At 71.4% G+C, this 16,230-nt stretch carries 21 protein-coding genes; 9 read left to right on the forward strand and 12 right to left on the reverse strand.

What is annotated here, in order from left to right:
• Nucleotides 1-26: 26 nt before the first annotated feature.
• A complete protein-coding gene (locus ABT369_RS31790; protein WP_350617602.1) occupies nucleotides 27-326 on the forward strand; it encodes a hypothetical protein in 300 nt (99 codons plus the stop codon).
• A gap of 251 nt (nucleotides 327-577) precedes the next feature.
• Here the strand turns inward: ABT369_RS31790 and ABT369_RS31795 are convergent, their stop codons facing one another.
• From ABT369_RS31795 to ABT369_RS31830, 8 genes are all read right to left on the reverse strand, one after another.
• The gene (locus ABT369_RS31795) at nucleotides 578-1,195 is read right to left on the reverse strand and encodes a replication initiator (protein WP_350617603.1); all 618 of its coding nucleotides are present in this window, start codon (nucleotides 1,193-1,195) and stop codon (nucleotides 578-580) included.
• Nucleotides 1,196-1,215: 20 nt separating this feature from the next.
• A complete protein-coding gene (locus ABT369_RS31800) occupies nucleotides 1,216-1,749 on the reverse strand; it encodes a hypothetical protein (RefSeq protein WP_350617604.1) in 534 nt (177 codons plus the stop codon).
• A gap of 219 nt (nucleotides 1,750-1,968) precedes the next feature.
• Nucleotides 1,969-2,436 carry a MaoC family dehydratase gene (locus ABT369_RS31805; RefSeq protein ID WP_350617605.1) on the reverse strand — a complete coding sequence of 156 codons (468 nt, stop codon included), beginning with the start codon at nucleotides 2,434-2,436 and terminating at the stop codon, nucleotides 1,969-1,971.
• A 3-nt stretch (nucleotides 2,437-2,439) separates the two neighbouring features.
• Complete coding sequence (locus ABT369_RS31810) at nucleotides 2,440-3,153, reverse strand: enoyl-CoA hydratase/isomerase family protein (RefSeq protein ID WP_350617606.1); 714 nt, start codon at nucleotides 3,151-3,153, stop codon at nucleotides 2,440-2,442.
• Nucleotides 3,150-4,106 (reverse strand): zinc-binding dehydrogenase, encoded by a 957-nt coding sequence (locus ABT369_RS31815; RefSeq protein ID WP_350617607.1) that lies wholly within the window; start codon nucleotides 4,104-4,106, stop codon nucleotides 3,150-3,152. Before ABT369_RS31815 ends, ABT369_RS31810 begins: the two co-directional genes overlap by 4 nt.
• Nucleotides 4,103-4,789, reverse strand: a complete 687-nt coding sequence (locus ABT369_RS31820) for a nitroreductase family protein (protein ID WP_350617608.1) — start codon at nucleotides 4,787-4,789, stop codon at nucleotides 4,103-4,105. The genes ABT369_RS31815 and ABT369_RS31820 overlap by 4 nt, the downstream gene beginning before the upstream one ends.
• Complete coding sequence (locus tag ABT369_RS31825; RefSeq protein ID WP_350617609.1) at nucleotides 4,786-5,517, reverse strand: nitroreductase family protein; 732 nt, start codon at nucleotides 5,515-5,517, stop codon at nucleotides 4,786-4,788. Before ABT369_RS31825 ends, ABT369_RS31820 begins: the two co-directional genes overlap by 4 nt.
• On the reverse strand, nucleotides 5,514-6,449 hold the full coding sequence (locus tag ABT369_RS31830) for a nuclear transport factor 2 family protein (RefSeq protein ID WP_350617610.1): 936 nt from the start codon (nucleotides 6,447-6,449) through the stop codon (nucleotides 5,514-5,516). Before ABT369_RS31830 ends, ABT369_RS31825 begins: the two co-directional genes overlap by 4 nt.
• Nucleotides 6,450-6,547: 98 nt before the next feature.
• On the opposite strand from ABT369_RS31830, the gene ABT369_RS31835 reads away from it, so the two are divergent.
• Nucleotides 6,548-7,672, forward strand: a complete 1,125-nt coding sequence (locus ABT369_RS31835; RefSeq protein ID WP_350617611.1) for an acyl-CoA dehydrogenase family protein — start codon at nucleotides 6,548-6,550, stop codon at nucleotides 7,670-7,672.
• 7 nt (nucleotides 7,673-7,679) lie between these two features.
• Here the strand turns inward: ABT369_RS31835 and ABT369_RS31840 are convergent, their stop codons facing one another.
• Entirely contained in the window at nucleotides 7,680-7,805 is a 126-nt protein-coding gene (locus ABT369_RS31840; RefSeq protein WP_350617612.1) for a hypothetical protein, read from the reverse strand.
• A 157-nt stretch (nucleotides 7,806-7,962) separates the two neighbouring features.
• Between ABT369_RS31840 and ABT369_RS31845 the strand changes: the two genes are divergently transcribed.
• The gene (locus ABT369_RS31845) at nucleotides 7,963-8,460 is read left to right on the forward strand and encodes a hypothetical protein (protein WP_350617613.1); all 498 of its coding nucleotides are present in this window, start codon (nucleotides 7,963-7,965) and stop codon (nucleotides 8,458-8,460) included.
• A gap of 175 nt (nucleotides 8,461-8,635) precedes the next feature.
• Nucleotides 8,636-8,938: a hypothetical protein gene (locus ABT369_RS31850; RefSeq protein WP_350617614.1), complete on the forward strand. Its 303-nt coding sequence runs from the start codon at nucleotides 8,636-8,638 to the stop codon at nucleotides 8,936-8,938.
• Nucleotides 8,939-9,153: 215 nt separating this feature from the next.
• Here the strand turns inward: ABT369_RS31850 and ABT369_RS31855 are convergent, their stop codons facing one another.
• Both ABT369_RS31855 and ABT369_RS31860 read right to left on the reverse strand, forming a co-directional pair.
• Entirely contained in the window at nucleotides 9,154-9,615 is a 462-nt protein-coding gene (locus ABT369_RS31855; RefSeq protein WP_350617615.1) for a hypothetical protein, read from the reverse strand.
• A 180-nt stretch (nucleotides 9,616-9,795) separates the two neighbouring features.
• A complete protein-coding gene (locus ABT369_RS31860) occupies nucleotides 9,796-11,253 on the reverse strand; it encodes an SMI1/KNR4 family protein (RefSeq protein WP_350617616.1) in 1,458 nt (485 codons plus the stop codon).
• 55 nt (nucleotides 11,254-11,308) lie between these two features.
• Here ABT369_RS31860 and ABT369_RS31865 point away from each other — a divergent pair, with 55 nt between their 5' ends.
• Nucleotides 11,309-11,641 (forward strand): hypothetical protein, encoded by a 333-nt coding sequence (locus ABT369_RS31865; RefSeq protein ID WP_350617617.1) that lies wholly within the window; start codon nucleotides 11,309-11,311, stop codon nucleotides 11,639-11,641.
• A gap of 55 nt (nucleotides 11,642-11,696) precedes the next feature.
• Here the strand turns inward: ABT369_RS31865 and ABT369_RS31870 are convergent, their stop codons facing one another.
• Complete coding sequence (locus tag ABT369_RS31870; protein WP_350617618.1) at nucleotides 11,697-13,064, reverse strand: GAF domain-containing protein; 1,368 nt, start codon at nucleotides 13,062-13,064, stop codon at nucleotides 11,697-11,699.
• 358 nt (nucleotides 13,065-13,422) lie between these two features.
• Here ABT369_RS31870 and ABT369_RS31875 point away from each other — a divergent pair, with 358 nt between their 5' ends.
• Genes ABT369_RS31875 through ABT369_RS31890 form a run of 4 tightly spaced genes read left to right on the forward strand, consistent with a single transcriptional unit; the run spans nucleotide 13,423 to nucleotide 16,224 of the window.
• A complete protein-coding gene (locus tag ABT369_RS31875) occupies nucleotides 13,423-13,950 on the forward strand; it encodes a hypothetical protein (protein ID WP_350617619.1) in 528 nt (175 codons plus the stop codon).
• Between the two features lie 6 nt (nucleotides 13,951-13,956).
• A complete protein-coding gene (locus ABT369_RS31880) occupies nucleotides 13,957-15,072 on the forward strand; it encodes an SRPBCC family protein (protein ID WP_350617620.1) in 1,116 nt (371 codons plus the stop codon).
• Nucleotides 15,069-15,464: a gas vesicle protein GvpJ gene (gene gvpJ / locus ABT369_RS31885; protein WP_350617621.1), complete on the forward strand. Its 396-nt coding sequence runs from the start codon at nucleotides 15,069-15,071 to the stop codon at nucleotides 15,462-15,464. The genes ABT369_RS31880 and gvpJ overlap by 4 nt, the downstream gene beginning before the upstream one ends.
• A 1-nt stretch (nucleotide 15,465) precedes the next feature.
• On the forward strand, nucleotides 15,466-16,224 hold the full coding sequence (locus tag ABT369_RS31890) for a GvpL/GvpF family gas vesicle protein (RefSeq protein ID WP_350617622.1): 759 nt from the start codon (nucleotides 15,466-15,468) through the stop codon (nucleotides 16,222-16,224).
• Nucleotides 16,225-16,230: the final 6 nt, after the last annotated feature.

Consider the following 16,230-nt stretch of genomic DNA (forward strand, 5'->3'; position numbering starts at 1 on the left):
CCAAGGTACTGCGACTAGGAGCGGCGATGAACTCCGCGTATCACCCCGACTGGTGTTCCGAGGCGGCTTGCACGGCGTACTTGGACGAGGCCGACCAGCTTCACCGCTCCGAACCGATCGTGATCGAGACGGACGATCCGACCGTCGAGTTGTACGTCTTCAAGACCGCCTACGATGACGGCTCCGGCGAGTACATCGAGATGGTGAAGCTCGACGTGCCAACGGTGCGGCCCTGGCACCTATCGAAGCCGTTCTTGGGGGTGGAGCTGATCCTGCCAGTCTCGTCAGCGGCCGCCGTGCTTCAAGCTGTGGCCGCGCTGGCCTGACGAGCCAGTCGCTTCGGGGTCCGGCTGATCAGATTGCAGGCTGTTGTGTTAGCCGAAGATCGCAAAGAAGCCCACTGAACCGTAGAACTGCACGTATACGAATCCGCTGTCGGGCGCCGGCGCTTGCCGCCCGCGTAGGCGAAGCCGAAGCGGGCGGGCGAAGTGCCCCGGGCGCCCCGGTTGCGCCGCGCCAGCGGCGCCTTGACCCTGTAGAGAAAGTTGTAACCACCCATGGCGGTCACGAGTGGCTGTCACGAGGCGGCCCGCTGGGCTCTGATCGCTGCCGCAGTTCGCTGCCGCAGGCGGATAGCATCGACGATCGGTCGTTCACCGTAGGAGAGGCCGGTCTGGATGACGGTCCACTCGGAGTCGATGACGACCAGGCGCCCACCAAGCTCGGGCAGTCCATGCCGGGCTCGCCGCTCGGCGTCCCGGTGCTGCCGCCGGTCCTGCCGGAGCTGCCCGTAGGTGACGGAGTAGACCCGGCTCTTGGTAGCGCAGTGTCCGCGGTACCCGAGCATGTGCGCCCACTTCCGCAGGTTCAGCTCCCCGTACGCCGGGATCGCCGCCAGGTCGAAGCAAGCTCGCGCCATCCGTGCGGTGTGCGCCGGAAGGTGCAGGTACTCCAGATCGGACACCCGCTTGATCGGGCGTGGGGTCGCGCCGGCCGACTCGGCGGACTTGGTGACGTACTTGCCGACGTACCGGGCTACGGCCCGCCCAGTCACGCCGTCGCCCCACGCCCCACCCACGGTGCCATCGCTGATCGGCTGCACGTCGATCTGCGTCCCGAACCCGAGTGCCGCGCTTCTGGTGTGCGATGTGGACGGCCCCGAACCCCGTGGGAGGAGACCCTCGAGACCCTCCACGACCTGGTCAACGGCGCGTTCTAGCGGAAGGCCGGGCAGCCGGTCGTCTCCGCGTCGCCGCCCCAGGTGCGCGACGCCCAGCCGGCCGCGGCGCGCAAGGCGGCCGACAGCGCGGGGAAGTCGTCGCGCAGGGCCAGGGCGCCCCAGCGCCAGCGGGAGGTCAGCAGCTGCCGGTAGCTCGGCGAGCGGCCGGCCGGGCCGGCGCTCGGGCGCCCCTCGTTCGCGCCGTCGAGGAACCACGCGGTGTTGAAACTGACGTAGGCCGCGCACGCGGCGGTCACGTGGCGAGGCCAGTCCGGCGCCGCGACGGCCTCGGGGGCGTGCGACCCGAGCCCGGCGGTGAACGCGGCGAAGAACTCGTCGGTGAGGCCCGGCGGCGGGTCGAACACGCACCAGCAGGTGGCGAACGGCAGCACCGTGGAGGCCGCCGCGAGGGCCGCGTGGCCGACGTCGGTTCCCTCGAGGTCCAGGAACCACCAGCCGTCGCCGGCCAGGACGGCGTTGTCGGGGCAGGTGTCCGTCGGCCACAGGACGTCGGCTGGGCTCGGCTCCACCAGAAAGGCGGGTCGAACACGGCCAGGCCGACCGCCTCGCGCTCGGCGCCGCCGTCGTCGGACACGAAGCGCTTGACGATGACGGACCCGTCGGCCGCCTCGCAGCGCAGGACCCGCGATCGGCGTGAGCCGCCCAGGTCGCCCACGAGACGCAGCGGCTGGCCGAGGAGGGACGCGGCGAGCGCAACGGTGTCGGTGCCCACCCCGGCAGCATCGCTGTCAGGCGTAGTAGCGGAACACCGACTCGGCGGCGCAGCAGGTCTGGCCGTCCGCGGCGAACTCGACCACGACCGCGGCCTTCGCCTGGACGCCGCCGTCGATCGGGGTCGCCGACACCAGCGTCGCGGTCGCCTGGATCTCGGTGCCGGGCGGCAGCGGCTTCACGAACCGGACGCGGTCCAGGCCGTAGTTGACGCCCATGGAGTACGACTCGACCTCCAGGATGTCGGCCAGCAGCAGCGGGACGAGGGCCAGGGTGAAAAAGCCGTGCACGATGGTCGTACCGAACGGGCCCGAGCGAGCGCGCTCCACGTCCACGTGGATCCACTGGTGGTCGCCGGTCACGTCGGCGAAGGTGTTCACCTGCTCCTGGGTGATGATCCGGGTCCCGCTCGCGCCGAGCTCGGCGCCGACCAGCTCCAGCAGGGCGTCCGGGTTCGCGACGGTGGTCTTGTGCGGGGTACGCATGGGCTACTCCTGGGACGCGAGATGCTCGGTGAGGGTCTGCCACTCGCGGTCCCACTCCGCCTCGTCGATGACGGGGCGGGCCACGCGCAGCATGCGCGCCACGGCCGCGGGGTCGAGGGACGCCAGGTGCTCGGCGAGGGCGGTCGCGCGGGACCCGAGGGCGTCGGCGGGCACGCACTCGCCTACCAGGCCGTTGGCCATGGCCTCCAGGCCGGTCCAGGTCTCGCCGGTGAGCAGCAGCCGCCGGGCCGCGGCCGGGCCGATCGCGCGGGGCAGCAGCACGCTGGAGCCCCAGCCCGGCACCTGGGCGGCGGCGATGTGCCGGTCGCCGATGCGGGCGGTGTCGGCGGCGATCGCGAGGTCGCACGCCAGCAGCAGCTCCAGCCCGCCCCCGAACGCGACGCCGTTGACCGCGGCGATGGTCGGCACCGGGCTGGCCCGCACCGCGCGGACCAGCCGGCGGCCGCGGTCGAGGTACGCGCGCAGGGCCGGCTGGTCGCCGAGCAGCGCCGTGCCCTCGACCATGTCGGCGCCGGCGCAGAAGTGCCGGCCGGTCCCGGTCAGCACGAGCACCCGCACGCCGGGCTCGCCGGCCCGGGACAGCCACGACTCCAGCCCCGCCATGACCGTGGACCCGCAGGCATTGGCGGCATCGGTACGGTCGATGCGCGCCCAGAGCGCGGCACCGCGCCGGGAAATCTCGACGGGCCCGCTCATGACACGCGCACGCAGAGCTTGCCGAACGCGTCCCCGGCGAGCATGCGCCCCGCCTGCCGTCCCACGCCGTCGAGCTCCACGGTGCTGTCGACCGCGGGCCGGATGCCGTGCGCGTCCACGAACTCGACCAGCGCCCGGAACTCCTCCAGCGTGCCCATCGTGGAGCCGCACACGGTCACCTCGCGGGCGAAGAGCCGGGCCAGGTGCAGCGGCGCCGTGAAGCCGGTCGAGCCGCCGCAGACGACGACGGTGCCGCCGGCGCGCGTCGAGGCCATCGAGTGCTCGAACGTGGCCGGCCCGACGGTCTCGACCACGATGTCGGCGAGCTGCGGCAGCCGGGCCCCGCTGTCCAGCGCGGCGCTCGCGCCGAGGGCGAGGGCCCGCTCGCGCTTGGCCGCCGAGCGGGACGTGACGACGACCGTGGCACCGGCCGCGACGGCGAGGGCGGTCGCGGCGGTCGCGACTCCCCCGCCGGCGCCCTGGACGAGCACGACCCGCCCGGGACCGGCCTGGGCCTTGGTGAACAGCATCCGGTAGGCGGTCAGCCACGCGGTCGGCAGGCAGGCCGCCTCCTCCCAGGACAGCCCGGCCGGCTTGGGCACCAGGTGGGCCTCGGGCACCACGATGCGCTCGGCGAGCACGCCGTGCCCGGCGTCGGGCAACAGGGTGGCGTGGGCGACCGTCCGGCCTCCGGTCTCGGCCGGCAGCACGGGGTACACGACGAAATCCCGTCCATTGTGGACAACCGCGGCGTCGCTGCCGATGACGTGCGGCCCGGGGCCCGCGGGCGTCATCACGCCGCGGAGGGTGAACACGTCGTGCATGTTGAGCGCGCCGGCGCGCACGTCGACGCCGACCCAGCCCGGGGGCGCCTCGGGCACCGGCACCTCGCCGACGCGCACGGCTCCGGCCGGGTCCTCGGCCGACGGCTCGGCGACGTAGGCGGCCCTCACGCCGGACCGTTCCAGAACGCCACGTCCTTGAGCTCGGCGCGGGCGGCCGGGCGGAAGTCGAGGCCCTTGGTGTACGCCACCGGCAGCAGCGTGATCGGGCGCCAGTCGTCGGGCAGGCCCAGCACCGCCTGGACCTTGCGGGCCTTGTGCGCCATCGCGGTGGCCATCACCGAGCCGAGGCCGCGCGAGCGCAGGGCGAGCTGGAAGGACCACGCGAACGGGAAGACGGAGCCGTAGTACCCGGACGCGGCCCCGCCGACCGGCCGCTCGGGGATCGGCTTGGTGCTGCACAGGATCACGAGCACCGGCACCTCGGTGAGATGGTCGACGAGGTACTTCACCGCCGCGAGCACCCGCTGCTGCCGCGCCGCGGCGACGGGGTCGGGGCGCACCGACGGGGACAGGCGCGTGACGGTCGCGGCCTCGCCGCTGGCCAGGGGGGCCTCGACGGTCTCGTACCAGACTTCGGAGTACAGCTGCGAAAGTCTGCTCTTGAGGTCCGGATCGTCGACGCAGACGATGCGCCAGTCCTCGAGATTGGAGCCCATCGGCGCCTGCTGAGCGAGGCGCAGGCACTCCTCGACGACCTCGCGGCCGACGGGCCGGTCGAAGTCCATGCGGTGGCGCACGGCGCGGGTGGTGCTCAGTACCTCGTCGATGTCGCGGATGACGGGATCGCTCATGCGTGGGTCTCTCCCCAGGGCTGGTCCGAGTAGGGCAGCGGCGCGCCCCACCGGTCGAGGTACGCGACCTCGCCGACCGGGCGGCGGGCGGCGGGGCGGAAGTCGGTGCCGACGGTGTACGCGACGGGCAGCAGCGTGATCTGCAGCGCGTCGGCGGGGATGCCGAGCAGCGCCGCGGCCCGCTCGGCGTGGTGCAGGTGGAGCGTGGTGATGCAGGTGCCGAGCCCGCGGGCCCGCAGCGCCAGGTTGAACTGCCAGATCGCCGGGTACAGCGAGCCGTACACCGCCGAGTGCGTGCCCGCGCCGCCGTGCGCCGGGTTCGGGCGGGTGGCGCAGGGGATGACGAGGTACGGCGCCCGGCCGATGTTGTGCGCCAGGTGCTCGGCCCCGTCGAGGATGCGCGCGGTTCGCGGGTTGACCCGGCCGTCGGCGCCGACGCCGCCGAGGCGGCCCTGGACCGTGCTGTGGGCGGTGCCCTCGTCGCTGTGCAGAGGCTTGTGGACGTGTTCGAGGTAGGCCTCGAGGTACAGCGCGGCGAGCTCGGCCTTGCGCGCGGGATCGGCGACGACGACCCAGCGCCAGTCCTCGGCACCGCCGCCGGTGGGGGCCTGGAGGGCGAGCTGCAGGCACTCGCCGAGCACCGCGAGGTCCACGGGCCGGTCGTAGTCGAGCCGGCGCCGGATCGCGCGGGTGGTGGTCAGCACGTGGCGCAGGTCGTTGGAGTTCACAGCAGGCCCATCAGGTCGGCGAGGTGCAGGGTGTCGCAGTACTCCCGGACCGCGGCGATCCCGTGGTCGCGGACGTCGACGATCCAGAGGTAGCGGTTCTGGTACCTCCCGCCGTCGCTCAGCAGCGCGTCGCCGCTCGCCTCGATGGCGACCAGCGTGTCGTCGGCGAGCCAGCGGTGCGGGGTCACGGTGACGGCGGCCGAGCGGTACGCGCCGTCGGCGAGTCGCCGGCGCATCTGGGCGAGCTTGTCGGCCATCGCGACCGTGCCGTGGAACGGGCCGTTCGCGTCGATGTCGCCCGTGCCGTGGTGGCGCCCGCGCCGCCGGTCCCGCCCCGAGTCCGTCCACCAGGTGGCGTCTGCGGCGAACAGCGCCGCGAACGCGTCGATGTCCCCGCGGGCCAGCGCCGGCCACATCGCCCCCGCGGGCTCCGGCAGCGGCTCGCCCGCCTCGGGCACGTGATCCAGGCCGGTGCGCGGCACGGGCTCGCCGTCGCCGATGACGTCCTGGGCGTGCAGGGTGTCCAGGTACTCGCGCACCGACGTGATCGCGCCCCGCGCGTCGACGTCGAAGACGAAGCCGTAGCGATTGGCGTAGGTGCGGCCGTTCGCGTGCACGCCGTGGCCGTCGACCTCGATGACGCACCAGTCGTCGCCGACGACCACGCGGCGCGGGATCTGCCGGCAGCCGGTCGGGAACGCACCCGGCCCCTGCTCGCGCATGAGGGCGAGCTTGCGGTCCATCGTCATGCGCCCGTGCAGCGGGAAGCGGCCGCTGCCGTCCGGGGCCAGCCGCGGATCGCCGCCGAGCCGGTCGGGTCCGGTGTCGACCCACCAGGTCGCCCCCGGCGCGCAGAGCCGGCCGAGCCCGCCGAGGCTGCCCTGATCGAGCGCGCTGATGAACTCCATGCCCGCCCGAGTCGCCCTGGTCACCGCACCCTCCTATTAATACCGACTGGAAGGTATCTACCACGCGACCTGGGCCGATACAAGACTGCCGTTGCATACCGACCGGCTGGTACTGTCCGGCCGTGTTCGAGCTGTCCGAGGAGCATCACGCCATCCGCGCGGCCGTGCGCGCGCTCTGCGACGACAAGGTCGCCCCCAACGCCGCGGCCGCGGACGAGACCGGCGAGTTCCCGCAGGCCTCCTTCGATGCCCTGCGCGCCGCCGACTTCCACGCCCCGCACGTCCCCGAGGCCTACGGCGGCCCCGGCGCGGACGCCCTCGCCACGGTCATCGTGGTCGAGGAGGTCGCCCGGGCCTGCGCCGCGTCATCGCTGATCCCCGCCGGCGCGAAGCTGGGCACCATGCCCCTGCTGCTGTCCGGGTCGCCCGCGCTGCGCGAGCGCTACCTGCCGCCGGTCGCCCGCGGCGAGGCGATGTTCGCGTACTGCCTCTCCGAACCCGACGCGGGCAGCGACGCGGCGAGCATGAAGACCCGCGCGGTGCTCGACGGCGACACGTGGGTCCTCAACGGCGTCAAGCGCTGGATCAGCAACGCGGGCGTCGCGCTGTACTACACCGTCTTCGCCACGACCGACGCGGGCATCTCCGCGTTCGTGGTCGAGCGGTCGGACGCGGGCGTGAGCTTCGGCGCCCCCGAGAAGAAGCTGGGCATCAAGGGCAGCCCGACGCGCGAGGTGTACCTCGACAACGTCCGCATCCCCGCCGACCGCATCATCGGCGAGCCGGGCACCGGGTTCACCACGGCGATGCGCACCCTCGACCACACCCGGATCACCATCGCCGCCCAGGCCGTGGGGATCGCACAGGGCGCCCTCGACCACGCGCGGGACTACGTGCGCGAGCGCCGGCAGTTCGGCCGCCCCGTCGCCGACTTCCAGGGCGTCCAGTTCATGCTCGCCGACATGGGCATGAAGCTGGAGGCGGCGCGCCAGCTGACCTACGCGGCGGCGGGCCGCTCGGAGCGCGAGGCGGCGGACCTGACGTTCTTCGGCGCGGCCGCGAAGTGCTTCGCCTCGGACGTGGCCATGGCCGTGACGACGGACGCGGTGCAGCTGCTGGGCGGCTACGGTTACACGAAGGACTTCCCCCTGGAACGCATGATGCGCGACGCGAAGATCACCCAGATCTACGAGGGCACGAACCAGATCCAGCGCATCGTGATGGCACGGCAGCTGCTCAAGGGCTAGGACCGAGTCAGGCCAGGTCTTCGAGGGACTCTTCGGCGGGGCGCTCGCTCAGGACCGCGATTTGCGCCCCGGACATCTCATCGGCCTCGGGATGCCGACAGCTCGCCCCTTCGTCGAACTCGACGAAGGCCACAGCCCGTCTCCGCGACCGGCGCGACGACATGGCGCCGGATGTTCGCCACGCGGCGCGACGGGGTTCACCGTCCTTACACTCACGGTCGGCGGCATCGCTCGCACCGCACACATGGGCCGGAGAGGTATTGATGGGCTCCTCTGCATGGTCGTACACCGTGAACTACCAGGCCGATGTGAACGCCGCGCTGCAGCAGCTGCGGCAGCAGATCTACGACCGGGGTGAGTACTACCGCGAGCCGCGGGACGTCGACCTCGATCTGACGGAGGAGGAATTCCGAGCGAGTCTCGCCCCGCGGCACACCGACCCGAAACGCTATGACGCCACTGTCGAGGACTGGTTGGAGCGCAAATCCCGGCCGGCGCCAGTCGACCCCGACACACTCGTGACGGCGCAGCCGCACTCGGGTACCCACTCGATCATCGACATGGCCAACGGCGTGTCGAACCAGCCGACGTTCGCAACGGTCTCGCCGCTGCCGGCCGACAACCTCATCTCCACCTTCGGCATCGTCACTCCCTCGACGGGCCAGGTACAAGCATGGATGAGTGCCGACGCCGCCAGCGAACGAGACCGGTGGATCGGTACGTACGTCATCAGCTACCGCGACGGCCAGCCCGACCACATCCACTTCTGCGGCCACTCAGGAGACTGAGCCCTCACGCATCCGGCACATTTCAGCGACGTATTCCCCGGCGCCCTGGCCCTCGGCGGCGATGACTTGCCGTGCATTCGAGCCATCGGAGTTGACGCATCCTCATATGGTGGCCTTGCCGCGTCGCGGTTCCGTCAGCTCGCCCCAGGAAAGTCGCCCGGCCTACGGAGGCGCCGTGAAGTTCGACGACGTGTTCTGGTACATCGTCATATTCCTGTTCCTCTTCGGCGGCGGTACCGCGGGCTTCGTACAGCACCTCCAGTCCCGCCGGCACGAGTTCAAATTGGCGATGGCCAAGGAGAAGGTCAAGTTGGAGCAGGCGAAGGCGAAGCTGGCTGAGGAGCAGAACCGGCAGGCCGCGCTGGAGGTGCGCAAGGCGGAGCTGGAGATCGAACGCTATGACCGGCGGATCCCGGGCATGCTATCGATTCCACTCACCGACAGCGCAACCGACAACGCCGCGGAAGAGACGCCGTAACCGAATCTCTGCCGACCGCCGCCGCCCATAGGCATACCCGGTCTCCGGCGTTCACGAGTGCTGCCGGGCCGCGAAGCTGTATCGCAGTCGGCGCTGGGACGGCATGGGAGTGTCCGCTCATCGACTGGTCACTGCTGGTGACGGGATCTGCCCGGCCGCCGTTGGGCCCGTGGGGACTTGGATCACGGGTTGGCCGCACCCGAGCCCGCAGAGCGTCACTGGAGTGGGCCGATGCCATTCTCCCGGCGTAGTCGGCTCTCACGACGCACTACGAAGACCAAGCCCGCTACGGTGACAGCGAGGCCGGTGAGCAGAAGGATCGGAACCGCGCCGCGCATCTCATCGTCGGTCTGCAGGTACACGCCACCGGGTATGAAAACGACTGCGAACCCGACCGTCAGCACCGCGAAGGGCGATTCGAATCCGCGAAGTCTTGACGGCGTCCAGATGCGCGTGACCGCGAGGGCAGACAGCGCCAAGATCCCGGCACCTATTAACGTCACGAGCCAGCCGGACCAGCCGAGCACCGCGGCCGCCAGGAAGACTGCGCCGATTCCCGCCGTGAGCGCCGCGTATCGGCGCTCACGGCCGCGCCATCGCTCCGGAACCCAATATCGTGTGATCGCCAGAATCGAGAACGCGAACAGGAAGATCGGGAACGTCCAGACAGAGGACACGAGCAAAACTCTATTCGTTCTGTGCCTCGGATGGACCGGACGGTGGCATGTCGGCGCACGTGATCATGATGTTTGGTTCGGATGGCGTGCTCGGTGGGACGGCGCTTGGTTGTGTGTGCCGGGTGTTGTTCCGTGAGGTGCGCGGACGTGGCAAGGTGTTGTGCACCCTGACTTTGACGTTCAGTGACCGCCGGTGATGGTGCGGAAGGTGCCTTGGTGGCCGAAGGCCTGCAACCAGCGGGCAGCGTCACGCACTCCGGCGGAGCCGCCCAGTCCGGCAGCGGCCAGCTGAGCCGGTTTCCAGCCGGTGGCCAGTAGCTCCGTCCACTGACGGCAGTTGAGGGTCAACACTCGCAATGCGGGGAACGCGGCGATCATCTCGATGTCCGGCACCGTCGCCCCGGACAGATCTAGACGGACCAGGTTCGGCAGGGTGGCCAGATCGGCGACCGGCGTCGACCCGTCGTTGCCGCTCAGGGTGATGTCGATGATGGTCGGCGGCAGCGCAGCGAATTCCCATCGTGCCGCCTCCACTAGCAGGCGTTCGACCGGCAATCTGGCGGAAAGCGTCATGTCCACCAGTGGCGCATTCCCACGTATCACAATGGATCGAAGGTTCGTGAAGGGCTCGAAGTCGGCGACACGAACTGGGCCTTTCGCGCGAAGCACAACCCCCTGGGCCGTTACCGGCAGGTCCGCGATGCTCTCCACAGTGATCTCGGGGTCCGGCGGTGACGGGCGCTCGTCGTCAAGCGTCGCGATCGCGCGGCGGAGTAAGTCGGTGACCGAGGCGGTGACGTATTCGACCGGCGACCACACGTCTCGTCCGTGCCTGACAACCTGCCCGATGCGGCCTAGCGGTCCTGGATCGAGGTCGACGGCCGCGAAGTTCATGCCGTAGTCGCGAGCGAATGTGACCCAGCCGTTGCTCGACGACACTCGGCGCACGTGCCCGCTCGGCACGCAGTCAAAGATCACCGCGTCGTCGAACGGGCCGTCGTGGTAGCCGGGATGGTTCTTGCGGTTCCACTCGACGAGCACGTCAAGAGGTGCGAGAACGAACGGGTCGAGCAGTCCCGACTCGCCGCTGTCGTCATGGACCAGCCGGTAGAGTGCCCGCAGATCCTCCGGCAGCCGCACCCCGAGCTGTTGTTCGGCGGCAAGGATCTCCTCCTCGGAGTAGCCCGGTGCGTACCCCTGCGGATGGTGCTGCGCGACGAACTCGTCGACCAGTCGCTCGACCTCGGCCAGCACCGAGAAATCGGTGACACTGGTATTGGCGACACCAGGTGAACGGGCCGGCGGCAATTCATGTCCGGGCATGCGGTACTGCTCGTCGAGGACAATCCGGGCAGGCAGGGATGGCACAGCCCACGACCAGTGGATCGTGTACGTCCCGTTCGGGTCGCCGATCATCTCGACCGTCAAATCCTGACCGGCAACCCTGGGCAGCGCCGCCATGGCATTGCTGAGGTCCAGGTTGTTCCAGCGGCCGAGCAATGCCGGCTCACCCGCCATGGTGTACGTCTGGCTTCGGTGACCCCAGGATTGCACGGTGGTCAGCTGGTAGCCGGGCTGCCGGAGACCCGCCACAAACGCCTTGCCTAACCGGTGCAGAACCTCGTCAATCTCGGTCACACCGGGATTGTTTCAGCCGCGCGCACGGCCAGGATCACAGCGCCACGCAGGTCGGTTGCTGGACCCGCCGGCCGCGGTCAGCTCCATCGACATCGCCCAGGGCCTGCTCGGCGAGGGGCGGTTCGGCGGCCCGGTGCCCGCCCCCGCGGCGTTTCCGGCCCGCTGGCCGGCGCTCGCACAGGGCGCGACCTTCGCGCTGGGCCTGCTGGTGCCCGGTACTGCTGGCAGCGACCGCCGTCGTCGCGATCGCGCGGGCTTTCCGCCGGCGTCGCGCCGCCGCCCGGTCCTGACATCGCCCGGTGGTGTGAGGTTCGGCGCCGCCGGGCGGGTAGTCACCCGATCGCCGCGCCGAAGTCCGATCGGCACGGTAACGGGAAAATTCCGATGATGTCCGACACGACAGCGGGCGGGGCCGCAGGCGCCCCGCCCGCGGCGCGGAGGCGTCACACGCCGAGGTCCCGCAGCAGACCAAGTGCGTCGCGCCGGGCGCGGAGCAGGCGGGCGAGCCGGTCGGCCGAGGCCGCCGGCCGCGCGAGGGCGGCCTGGCCCGCCGCCCGCAGCAGCAGGTTGATCGCGAACGGCTCGACGATGTCGGCCTCGACCGCGCGCTGCCGCACCACCCAGCGGCACGCCGCGTCGGGGGCGGCGTGCGCGAGCGCGGCGAGGTCGCACCCGGCGAGGTACATCCCGCCTTCGGCGAAGCCCTTCAGTGTGAGCCGGCGTGACGGGAGCCGGATGACGTTGCGCAGGGTGAGATCGCCGTGGGCGAAGGTCCGGTCCTGCTCGCAGCGGCGCAGCAGCGCGGTGAGCCGCCCGGCCTCGTCGGGCGTGAGGTGGCCCGCACGTTCGTACCGGTTGATCCACGCGGGGTAGTCGACGGTCCACCGCCGGGCGTCCTCGGCCCGCGGCTGCCAGGTGGACAGCAGCGCGGCGGCGCGCACGACCGCCGCCCATTCGCCGCCGCCGAGCCGCAGCCGGCGGTCGGGGCGCTGGTGCAGCGGTTCGCCCACGGCCCGGCTGACGACGAGGACGCGATCGTCGTGCCAGCGATGCTCCTCGACCGGCACCCTGGGCGGGTCGCGGCGCATCGCCGCCGCGATCTCGGCGCGGCGGCGGAACCGGCTCAGGGCATCGGGGCTGTCCGCGGTCCGGACGATCGCGGTGACGGGCTCGCCGCTCCAGCGGCCGGTCAGGGCCAATTCGCCGGTGCCGCCGGGCGCCGGTGGCCTTCGGTCCAGGGTCAGGGCCGGCGGGAAGGCCGGCTTCCACAGCAGGCCGCCGGCGTCGGGCCCGGGCGGCTGGGCCTCGCCCGGTGCCCCGAGCCGGCTCGCGCACCGGGCCGCGAGCCGGTGCAGGGTGCTCAGCTCCGCCGTGGTCCACGCGCGGGGCTCGACGTCGATGGCGCACAGCGCTCCCACGACCTGGTTGCCGGGGCCGCGCAGCGGGGCGCCCGCGTAGGCGGCGACGCCGAGGTCACGGATCGCGTGGCTGGTGTGCAGGACCGGGTCACGCCGCACGTCGGCGACCGCTAGGAGGCGGCCGGAGCCGACGACGTACTGGCAGATGGAGTGGGTCAGCGGCGTCTCCCGCCGACGCTGCCACGGCTCGGGCAGCCCGACCGATCCGGGCATGATCTGCCGGGTCCGCTCCACCAGGACGAGCAGGACGACCGGCACGTGGAGTATCCGGCTCGCCAGCTCGGCGAGCCGGTCGCACCAGGGCGTCGGCTGCGCGTGCAGACCGGTGGCGACGACGGCGTGCAACCGGGCCGCGTCCCGCACCACGGCGGCAACGTTGAGCGCGTCGATCACGGCATCCTCCCGGCCGGTCCGATCGGCCGCGCCGGCAGACAGCGACGACTGACTATTCATTCGACGGCGAGGCGATACCCGGATCGCATCGACCGATCGGCTCGATGGTGCCAGCCGAACGGCTATCGATTGACGCCGATCATCCTAGCATCGGGCCGCGATCCGGCCCGCGGCGATGCGGACGGACGCCAGGCGGCGTCCGGGCCGGCGAACCGATTCACGGTTTCACCCTGGGGGCTGGGGGGTAGCTGGCCGGTTCTGTGAGGCTCACACGCCAGTTCATCTTCACGCCGGCCGTCCATCGTGGCGGCGTCGTACAGGCCAGGTGCCGGTCGGCCATCACGCCGAGGGAGAGGCCATGAACTGCAAGACACAGGTTGCACTGGCGGCCGGAGTCGGCTATCTGCTCGGGCGCCAGCACAAGCTGCGCTGGGGCCTGCTGCTGGCCGCGGCCGCGATGTCCGGCCGCCTCAGCCGGCCCGGCACCCTGCTGGACCACGGCGTTCGCGCGCTCAAGTCGACGCCGGAGCTCGGCAAGCTCGGCGAGATGGGCGCCCCGCTGGTCACGGCCGCGAAGGACGCCGCGCGAACCGCGGTCACCAGCCGGATCGGCTCGCTCAGCGACCGGCTGCGCGAACGAGCCGGCAAGGGGGCCGAGGAGCCGGAGCCGGAGGAAGAAGAGGAGCCCGAGGAGACCCCGACCCGCCGGACCCGCGCGGCCAGGGGCACTCGCCGCTCGCGGCCGCGGGCCGAAGAGGCGGACGAGGAGGACTACGAGGACGAGGAGGAGGGCGAGAACGAAGACGAGGACGAGGACGAGGAGCTGGTGAAGGCCGGCCGGCGACAGGTTCGCCGTCCGTCGGTGCGCCGGCGCGGAGAGGGTTAACGGACCATGGCTGGACAAGCGAGCGGGCGAGCCACGAGCGGCTTCGGCGAGAAGCTCGGCCAGCTGCTGCTGGAGCAGCTGCAAGGGCTGGCGGCGGCCGCCGGGCGCCGCGCGATCAATGCGGTCGGCCGGCGGGTCGGCTCGGTGACGGACCGCCTGACCGAGTACGCCGACCAATCGGGCGAACCCAAGCTCAAGGCCGCCGCGGCCGGCGCCCAGAAGCTCGCCGAGGGTAAGTCACCGGCCCGGGCGGCGTTCTCCGGCGGGTTTGCCGGCATCAAGGAGAAGATCAAGGGCCTGTTCGGCCGAGGCAGCAAGCCCAAGAAGCTGAAGCTCACCAACATCGAGGAGTCACAGGACGTCGGCGTGCCGGTGAAGGTCGCCTACAACCAGTGGACGCAGTTCGCCCAGTTCCCGAGCTTCATGAAGAAGGTCGAGAGCGTCGAACAGCAGTCGGACGAGAAGAACACCTGGAAGGCCCAGGTCTTCTGGTCGCATCGCACCTGGGAGGCCACGATCGTCCAGCAGATCCCGGACTACAACATCGTCTGGCGTTCGAAGGGGGCCAAGGGCCACGTCGACGGCTCGGTCACCTTCCACGAGCTTGCGCCGAACCTGACGCGAATCATGCTGGCGATGGAGTACCACCCGCAGGGTCTGTTCGAGCGCACCGGAAACCTGTGGCGAGCCCAGGGCCGCCGGGCCCGGCTGGAGTTCAAGCACTTCCGGCGGCACGTCATGACGCAGACGGTCATGAACCAGGAGGACGTCGAGGGCTGGCGCGGCGAGATCCGTGACGGCCAGGTCGTAAAGGACCACGAGACCGCCCTCCGCGAGGAGCAGGAGCAGGAGGAGCGGAAGCCCCAGGAAGCCGAGGAGCAGGAGCCCGAGGAGCCCGAAGAGGAAGAGGAAGAAGAGGAGGAGCCCGAGGAAGAAGAAGAGCCCGAGGAGGAAGAGGAAGAGCCCGAGAAGGGCGAGGCCAAGGAGCCGGAGGATCGCGGCCCGCAGCGGCCCGCACGGCCGCGGCGACGCCCCGAGCGCCCCGAACGCCCCGAGCGCGCGGAGCGGCCCGTGCGGGCGCGGCGGGAGCCGAGTAGCGGCGATCGGAGGGGTGGACGATGAGCACGTCCTTGCAGCCGCGCGGCGGCGGCGGCATCGAACGGCCGACATCAACGTCACTGGCCGAGGTGATCGACACGATCCTCGACAAGGGACTCGTCATCGACGCGTACGTGCGGGTCTCGCTCGTCGGCATCGAGCTGCTGACCATCGACGCCCGCATCGTGGTGGCCAGCGTCGACACCTATCTGCGCTTCGCCGAGGCGGTCAACCGGCTGGACATCTCCCAGGAGAAGGCCGGGCTGCCGGAGCTCGTGGGGGACATAACGCAGGGCGGCGCCAAACACAAGACGAAGGGCGTGCTCGAGGCGGCCGGCGAGAAGGTCCGCGACATCCTCGAACCTGACGAGGAGCCCGAGCGGGCGCCCCGCCGGCGGCGACGGGAGGGAGACTGACATGGCGGCCGTCACCGGCGTCTACATCTACGGCATCGTCCCGGCCGACGTCGAAGCCGACCCCGCGGCCCGGGGCGTCGGCGGGGACTCCACCCCCGTGACGGTGGTGCGCCACGGCCGGATCGCGGCCCTGGTGAGCGAGCTCGACCTCGACCGCCCGCTCGGCACGCCCGACGACCTGCTCGGCCACGAGGCGCTGCTGGACGCGACCGCCGCCGTGGTACCGGTGCTGCCGGTGCGCTTCGGCGCGGTGGTGACGGACCGGCAGGCGGTCGTCGACGAGCTGCTCGCGGCCCACCACGACGAGTTCGAAGCGGCGCTGCGCCAGCTGGACGGCAAGGCGCAGTACGTGGTCTCCGCCCAGTACGTGCAGGACACGGTGCTGCAGGACGTGCTCGCGGAGGACCCGCGGATTCAACAGCTGCAGGCGGCGGTCCGCGGCAAGCCCGAGGAGGCGGTCCACGGCGAGCGGATCGCGCTCGGCCAGGCCGTCAACGAGGCCATCGAGGCCCGCCGGCAGACGGACAGCCGGGCGCTGGCCGAGGCCGTCGCGCCGCTGGCCGCCGGCGTCGTCACCCGCGAGGCGACCGGCGAGTACGAGGCCGCCACGGTGGCCGTGCTCACCGGCCTGGACCGGGAGCACGACCTCGTGCGGACGGTCGAGAAGCTGGCCACGGACCGGGAAGGGAAGATCACCATCCGGCTGCTCGGTCCGATCGCGCCGTACGACTTCGTCGCGGACCTGCGCCCGGGAGACTGACGGAGA

The sequence above is a fragment of the Dactylosporangium sp. NPDC000244 genome (assembly GCF_040300725.1).
In the GTDB taxonomy this organism is placed as follows: Bacteria; Actinomycetota; Actinomycetes; order Mycobacteriales; family Micromonosporaceae; genus Dactylosporangium.

What these genes read in the sequence shown, in the direction of transcription:
- gvpJ (WP_350617621.1), top strand. Translation starts at nt 15,069, where the DNA reads ATGAGCACGTCCTTGCAGCCGCGCGGCGGCGGCGGCATCGAACGGCCG.
- ABT369_RS31875 (WP_350617619.1), top strand. Translation starts at nt 13,423, where the DNA reads ATGAACTGCAAGACACAGGTTGCACTGGCGGCCGGAGTCGGCTATCTG.
- ABT369_RS31890 (WP_350617622.1), top strand. Translation starts at nt 15,466, where the DNA reads ATGGCGGCCGTCACCGGCGTCTACATCTACGGCATCGTCCCGGCCGAC.
- ABT369_RS31805 (WP_350617605.1), bottom strand. Translation starts at nt 2,436, where the DNA reads ATGCGTACCCCGCACAAGACCACCGTCGCGAACCCGGACGCCCTGCTG.
- ABT369_RS31820 (WP_350617608.1), bottom strand. Translation starts at nt 4,789, where the DNA reads ATGAGCGATCCCGTCATCCGCGACATCGACGAGGTACTGAGCACCACC.
- ABT369_RS31790 (WP_350617602.1), top strand. Translation starts at nt 27, where the DNA reads ATGAACTCCGCGTATCACCCCGACTGGTGTTCCGAGGCGGCTTGCACG.
- ABT369_RS31880 (WP_350617620.1), top strand. Translation starts at nt 13,957, where the DNA reads ATGGCTGGACAAGCGAGCGGGCGAGCCACGAGCGGCTTCGGCGAGAAG.
- ABT369_RS31810 (WP_350617606.1), bottom strand. Translation starts at nt 3,153, where the DNA reads ATGAGCGGGCCCGTCGAGATTTCCCGGCGCGGTGCCGCGCTCTGGGCG.